Annotated in this window: 1 protein-coding gene; it reads left to right on the forward strand. The window is 33.1% G+C overall.

Annotation, left to right across the window (positions count from 1 at the left end):
- The first annotated feature begins 175 nt into the window (after positions 1 to 175).
- The gene (locus GQR46_RS20310; protein WP_007587216.1) at positions 176 to 595 is read left to right on the forward strand and encodes a VOC family protein; all 420 of its coding nucleotides are present in this window, start codon (positions 176 to 178) and stop codon (positions 593 to 595) included.
- Positions 596 to 676: the final 81 nt, after the last annotated feature.

The raw sequence follows: 676 nt of genomic DNA on the forward strand, positions 1-676 counted from the left end.
TAATACTCTCTAACAAATAAATGTTATAAGTAATTACAAACTTTAAAAACGTGTTTTTTAAACGGATTTTAGGTATTAAATATGCTTAATAGTGCCGCTGTTAATGTTCTATAAATCACAAGTTATGTATAATGGCGATAATTTAATGTATTAAAGTGTTAACCAAGGGTTATTTATGTCTAACTGTTTACATCTGGCTATTCCGGCTGGCGATTTAAAAGTGGCTAAAGCGTTTTATTGTGACGTACTAGGCTGTAAAACGGGTAACAGTGAAGAAGGTCGCTGGGTAGATATAGATTTTTGGGGTAATGAACTTACCTTGCACCAGAGTGTTGAGCGCTTACCAACAGTTCGCCATGATGTAGATATGGGAGCTGTGGCAGTACCTCACTTTGGGATTCACCTATCTGAAGATGAATTTAACGGGTTAAAAATACGTATTGAAGATGCGGGTATTGAATACTTAGATAAACCATATCGCCGATTTATTGGTGATGAGTTTGAGCAAGAAACGTTTTTTATTGAAGATCCAAATGGCAATGTGCTTGAAATGAAAACCATGGTAAATCCAGAGGTTTTATTTAAAAAAGTATAAATGCTGTTGTTTAAGTTAAGCTAAAAAACCACTTTAATAAGTGGTTTTTTTATAACTATTAATCAGTGTTTTGATAAATTA

This window comes from Pseudoalteromonas sp. Z1A6, assembly GCF_011378745.1.
Classification (GTDB): domain Bacteria; phylum Pseudomonadota; class Gammaproteobacteria; order Enterobacterales; family Alteromonadaceae; genus Pseudoalteromonas; species Pseudoalteromonas arctica.